Annotated in this window: 7 protein-coding genes; 3 read left to right on the forward strand and 4 right to left on the reverse strand. The window is 68.3% G+C overall.

The window, feature by feature from the left end; all coding sequences use genetic code 11:
* The coding region (traA, locus tag AX721_RS15420; protein ID WP_068876894.1) for a Ti-type conjugative transfer relaxase TraA at positions 1-2,245 on the reverse strand (2,245 nt) is incomplete at its 3' end.
* Between the two features lie 157 nt (positions 2,246-2,402).
* On the opposite strand from traA, the gene AX721_RS15425 reads away from it, so the two are divergent.
* Positions 2,403-2,720 carry a conjugal transfer protein TraD gene (locus AX721_RS15425; RefSeq protein WP_068876895.1) on the forward strand — a complete coding sequence of 106 codons (318 nt, stop codon included), beginning with the start codon at positions 2,403-2,405 and terminating at the stop codon, positions 2,718-2,720.
* Positions 2,707-2,964: a conjugal transfer protein TraD gene (locus tag AX721_RS15430; protein WP_068876896.1), complete on the forward strand. Its 258-nt coding sequence runs from the start codon at positions 2,707-2,709 to the stop codon at positions 2,962-2,964. Before AX721_RS15425 ends, AX721_RS15430 begins: the two co-directional genes overlap by 14 nt.
* A 146-nt stretch (positions 2,965-3,110) precedes the next feature.
* Here the strand turns inward: AX721_RS15430 and AX721_RS26920 are convergent, their stop codons facing one another.
* Both AX721_RS26920 and AX721_RS15440 read right to left on the reverse strand, forming a co-directional pair.
* Entirely contained in the window at positions 3,111-3,563 is a 453-nt protein-coding gene (locus AX721_RS26920) for an RcnB family protein (RefSeq protein WP_082769860.1), read from the reverse strand.
* A 98-nt stretch (positions 3,564-3,661) separates the two neighbouring features.
* The gene (locus tag AX721_RS15440) at positions 3,662-4,267 is read right to left on the reverse strand and encodes a YgjV family protein (RefSeq protein WP_156467186.1); all 606 of its coding nucleotides are present in this window, start codon (positions 4,265-4,267) and stop codon (positions 3,662-3,664) included.
* Positions 4,268-4,464: 197 nt separating this feature from the next.
* Between AX721_RS15440 and AX721_RS27415 the strand changes: the two genes are divergently transcribed.
* Entirely contained in the window at positions 4,465-4,626 is a 162-nt protein-coding gene (locus AX721_RS27415; protein WP_156467187.1) for a hypothetical protein, read from the forward strand.
* Between the two features lie 347 nt (positions 4,627-4,973).
* On the opposite strand, the gene AX721_RS26925 is transcribed toward AX721_RS27415, so the two are convergent.
* On the reverse strand, positions 4,974-5,328 hold a 355-nt coding region (locus tag AX721_RS26925), incomplete at its 5' end, for a copper-binding protein (protein ID WP_156467188.1).

Genomic DNA, 5,328 nt, shown 5'->3' on the forward strand with positions numbered 1-5,328 from the left:
CCCGCCGCTCGGCGAACATCCGATCATAGTCGAGGGTGGTGTCCTTCGCCCGCTCCCGGCCGAGCGCGCGGACCAGCTGCGCCCGGTCCTTGAAGTCGTCGGCGCCGTAGTGGACCGCCAAGCCGTCCCGGTGACGGCTCATGGCGACATAGGCGCCGTGGCGGTCCAGGCCGTCGGTCGCCAGCACATGCGTGCGGTCGACCGTCACCCCCTGGCTCTTGTGGATGGTCGAGGCGTAGCCGTGATCGAAATCGGCGTAGTCCTTCAGGTCGAATTGCACCTGGCGGCCCTCGCCGGCGAGGCGGTCGGCCCCGTCCAGGCGGACAGACAGGCTCGGCCCGTCGATCCGCTCCACGGTCCCCAGCGTGCCGTTCTTCACCCCCAGCGAGCGCTCGTTGCGCAGGAACATGATCCGATCGCCGGCCGCGAACGTCCGCTCGCCGCGCTCGGTCGCCAGAGCTAGATCCTCTCCGAGCTCGCCGGCATCGCGCATCCGAACCCGGGCGAGATGGTTCAGCTCCGCCACGTCCGCGCGGGTGTGGGCGAGCATGATCTGGCTGGCGCCCGGGGCCTCGCGCCGCACGGCCTCCCAGCCGTCCACCAGGGCCTCCCGCGCCGCCTCGCGGGTTTCGTGGGCCCGCACCATGCCGGCGGCGTCGTAACGCTCCAGCGCCGCCCCTGTGCGCCCGGTGGCCAGCTCGCGCGTGGCCTCCCGCTGCCAGCTCTCCCGCTGGCGCCGAATCTCGGTGATCTCGGCCGCCCCGTGGCGCTCGGTCAGGGCCCGGAACGACGCACCGGCCTCGATCGCCTGGAGCTGCTCGGCGTCGCCTACCAAGACCACCTTGGCCCCGGCCCGCTCGGCGGCCAGGAGCACCCGGTCCATCTGCCGCGAGCCGATCATGCCGGCCTCGTCGATCACCAGCACGTCGCTCGAGGTCAGCAGGTCGCGCCCCTGCCCCCAGCTGTGCTCAAGGCTGGCGATCGTCCTCGAGGGAATGCTGGAGCCCGCCTCCAGGCTCTCCGCCGCGATGCCGGACAGGGCGGCGCCGCGCACCTGGTAGCCCTGGGCCTCCCACGCCTCGCGCGCCACGCCCAGCATGGCGCTCTTGCCGCTGCCGGCGTAGCCCACGACCATCGAAAGGTCCTGGCCGCCTGTGATATGCTCCAGGGCGTCGCGCTGCTCCCCCCCGAGCGCCAACCCGCGACGCTCGCCGGCGGCCAGGGCATTCATCCTGGCCGCCGGTGACACGCCATGGCCGCGCCGATCGGCGAGGTCGCCGGCGGTGCGCTCCAGCCGCGCCTCGGTCGCCAGCATCTCGCGCGTGGTGTAGCGGTCCCGCCCGCGCCCGTCCTGGCCGAGCGCCACCAGCTCGGGCGAGGTCCGCACCGCGCTCATCGCCTCGCCGAACTGCTCGGCGTCGTCGGTGTGACGGTGAACGAACCGCGCCAGGTCGTGGTCCGTGAACGTGCTCTGCTGGCGGGTGATTGCATCCAGCGCCACGCTCGGCTCGGCGATGATCCGTTCGCCGTTGCGCCGGGCGATCTCCCGGTGCTCGGTCACCCGCTCGGCGTCCTCGGGTCCGTGACCCTCGCCCCGGCCCTCGCGGCGCATCGCGGCCGGGCCGATCTTGTGCTGCGGCTCCAACTCGATTCCCTGGGCCTCCAGGCTCCGGTGATCGATCCGCGCCTCGATCCCCAGCTCGTTGAGGCGCTCGTTGACGTGCTCGGCCCAGCGCTCGCGCCAGCCCTCCAGCATCTCGCGGCTGTTCCAGTCCCGCGCCTTCTTGCCGAAGCCTTCGGGGGTGACTTCGCGCATCGACAGCATGACGTGGGCGTGGGGCTTGGCCAGGCCATCAGGCCCGATGTCCCAATGCACGTTGAGGTCCGCGACCATGCCCCGGTCCACGAACTCTTGGCTCACGAAGTCCCGCGCCAGCTCCACGCCCTGGGCCTGGTTCATCTCCCGGGGAATGGCGAACTCCACCTCGCGGGCGAGCTGGGCGTCCTTGCGCTTCTCCAGGGCCTCGACCTCGTTCCACAAGGCCTCGCGGTCCTGCCAGCGCTCGGGCGATCCCTCCGGCGCCATGATCTCGGAATGCACGACGCCGGCCTTGTTGCTGAAGTCGTGGTCGCGGCCGAGCCGTTCGTCATGCAGCCGCGAGGCCGAACGATAGGCGCCGGCGGCCACGGCGGACGAGCCGTTGGCGCGACTGATCACCTTGGCGCTGAAATGGTAGATCGCCATGCGCCGCAGAATGCACGCTCGCGGCCCCATCCACAAGCGCACGTCGGCACGACGTATAAGCGCGCACTCAAAACCTTACGGCTTTTCGTGATGGACACCGCACCTCGGCCGTGATTCACTTCCCGGTGTCGCCGTAGATCGCTTGAACGGATGGGACGTGGCCCGCAAACCCCGTGATATCGACGCCGAGCTGAAGGCCCTTCAGGACAAGGCCAAGACGCTCAAGGCCAAACGCCTCGTCCAGTTCGACGAGCTGGTCGTGGCGACCGGGGCCGATGCGCTCGACGCCGAGACGCTGGCCGGCGTGCTGCTGGCCGCGATCGAAGGGGTGAGACAACCCGACACGAAGGAGGGCTGGCGCCGGTTGGGGGCTGAGTTCTTTCAACGGCGCGCGCGGTCGCGAAAGGTTGCTGGCCAACCTGCGGGCGACGACGCAGGCGGAGCGGCGGACGGCGGCGGCGATGGCCCGGGTTGAGGCCACCCGCGCCCGTTCCGACAATCGCGCCTGGGCCATCGAACGCCGCGCCCGCACCCGTCAACTTATCGAACTGGGCGGCCTGGTTCAAAAGGCCGGCTTGGTGGATCTCACCGAGGACGATCGGGCCGCCCTGCTCGGCGCTTTCCTGGGCCTGGCCGACATGCTGAAAGGCGACGGCGGCGCGAGCCTGGTGGAGGTCTGGCGCCGGCGCGGCCGGAAGGTTTTCGAGGCCGAACAGTGACGATCGTGCCGCCGCCGTAGGTGCAGCCCACTTCACCGAGTCCGCGATGCTGCTCGTGCAGCTCTGCGTAGGCGGGGTCTCCACCGCCGCCGAATTGCCCGGCCTCGCCAAGGTTCAAGCTTATGACGGCCGGCCTGAGGCGATCGCTAGTGGGGCGACCGGCCATCGTACGACGGTTGAGCATATCCGCCGCCGGGCTGGCCGTAGCGCTGTTGGCCGTAGGGGTTGGGAGAAGCGTCTCCCGGCCGCCCATTGCCTGCGTTGTTCGATCCCGCGATGATGGACGCGATGATCCCGGTCGCCACGGCGACCATCACGACGTCGCCGCTGTTGGTGCGGTAGTAGGCATGTCCGCGCGGCGGCGGCGCATAGCCGTAGCGGCGGTAGTCTCTCACCATGTAGGATCGGCTGCGACACTGCCTGGGGAGCTGCTGCCCGCGGGCCCAGTGCTCACCGCCGCGATTGTCGTAGCGGTTATCACGGCCATCGCGGCCCTGATCGTAACCCCCTTGCCGATGATCGCCGTAAGGCTGAGCCGAAGCCACCGCTCCGCTGAAAGCCAGGGCGCAGGCGGTCGCAGTCAGAAGGGTGCGTCTCATCGGGGTGTTCCTTTGTTTTCCAGGACCCCAGTCGTCAGGGCGCCCAGCGGGCGTAGTTGGAATGCCCGGCTTCGGTTTGGTTCAGGGGCGGCCCGTCTTCAGGTGGGTTGCGCCATAGCGCTGCGCCGGACCACCACATCCGAAGAGACCACCCCGCTGAGCCGGGGTTTCCAGCCAACCGGCCTCAAGAGCATCAGCAGGCTCATGGCGTTTCCGACGATCGAGACAGCATCGACGCCCAGCCCGAAGCTGGCCCCGACCAGAAGATTGTGGGCCAGCGAGAACGGCGCGCCGATCAAGAACATCGCCTTCATGCGCATAGTCGATTGCTGAAGCCTCGCCATTGAGCCGGCAAGGCTGCCGGCCAGGGCAAGCGCCGACGGCGCCCCATGCCATGTCGCCGCGGCGACCAACGCCAACACCACCAAGGTGGCGGCGTAAAACCCGACGATCAGGCCCCGATCTCTGATCCAGGCTGCCGCCAGTAGCTGCGTGATCGAGATGACGCAAACTGCGCATGCCGTTGACGCGCCCAGCAGCGCGAAATAGATCGCAAACGCCGCCGCCCCGAGGCTCTGGAGCGCAATCACCTGACGATAGCTGCGGAGAAACGGCCAAATCAGGACACAGCCTAGCCCGATCACGCCAAGCGCCGCCGCCAGGGTCGAAGTCTCCTCAAAGATCTTGTAGGAGACCAGGGACATGCGCTCGCGCTCTTGATCGACACCGATCAACAAGATCGCAAAACAGGGTTAACAGGCTGTTGGCCTCGTGGCCCCCCGGCCGCTGCCGAGCATCAACCCGGCATCGCCGGTGCGGCTTCAGCATCCATTAAGTCTTTGTGGAATAGTGAAGGTGCCTGCTCAGTATGAGCAGACCTAGGGACAGAAGGAAAAGCCCAATGAATGTTTCCAGCGCCAGCGCCGTCAACTCTGCGGTCCTGACCCAGGCCGCGCGCCCGCCGCAGCCGCAACAACCCCCCGAGAAGCCTGAGACCAACCACACCTCGGGCGAAACCTCGCATAACACGAAGGCCACTGGCGGCCTCGACATCAAGGTCTGATCGGCAGCTTGGCTGGACGCGGTCGCGAGGCAATTGGACCTTAGGACCGCGTCTTCGCCGGCTCGCCTCGAGCCGATTGGGCTCGTGAGGGCACACGTCCTGCTCAGGCCGCGGGCGCTATGTGCCTGCGCAACGCCTGCCAGGAGCTATTTCTTCTTATCCATCCCTAACACGTCAGAGGCGTCGGCTCCTTCAGCGTGAGGCGTCGCATCGACGTGCGCGCTCGCCTCAGATGCTTGCCGTCGTGGGGCGCTGCCGCGATCGCCCGCCGCTTCGTCACCGAAGCCTCCTGCTGCCCGCACCCGGCCCGCAGCAAACTTGTGGGGCGGAGCCGCCCCTCGTGCTGTTTAGAATGGCCTCAGGGCCGTAATTTCTTGGCTTTCAAGCCTGAAGCGCACCTTCACCCCAACCGCCATGCCATCGAGTAAGGCGGTCTTACCCACCCGGAACGGCATGGTTCCGGACGGCCAGTTCAAATGCTCGATCGGCTCATAGGAGATGGTGATCCTGCCGGCTGCGGGGTCGATAGCGCGAACGACGCCGACGCCCTCGAGTTCACTAAGCTTCCTAGGCGCAGCGGTAGGCGGCGTGACGACGGGCGGTCTGGGGCTGCGGCTGGCCGGCCGCGGCGCTGGCTGACCATGGCCCCCCCCATCGGCGGTTGCAAAAGTTGCGAAACCTAGCCCGCTCAGCATGATGAGC

The organism is Phenylobacterium sp. CCH9-H3 (assembly GCF_001557235.1).
Lineage (GTDB): Bacteria > Pseudomonadota > Alphaproteobacteria > Caulobacterales > Caulobacteraceae > Phenylobacterium.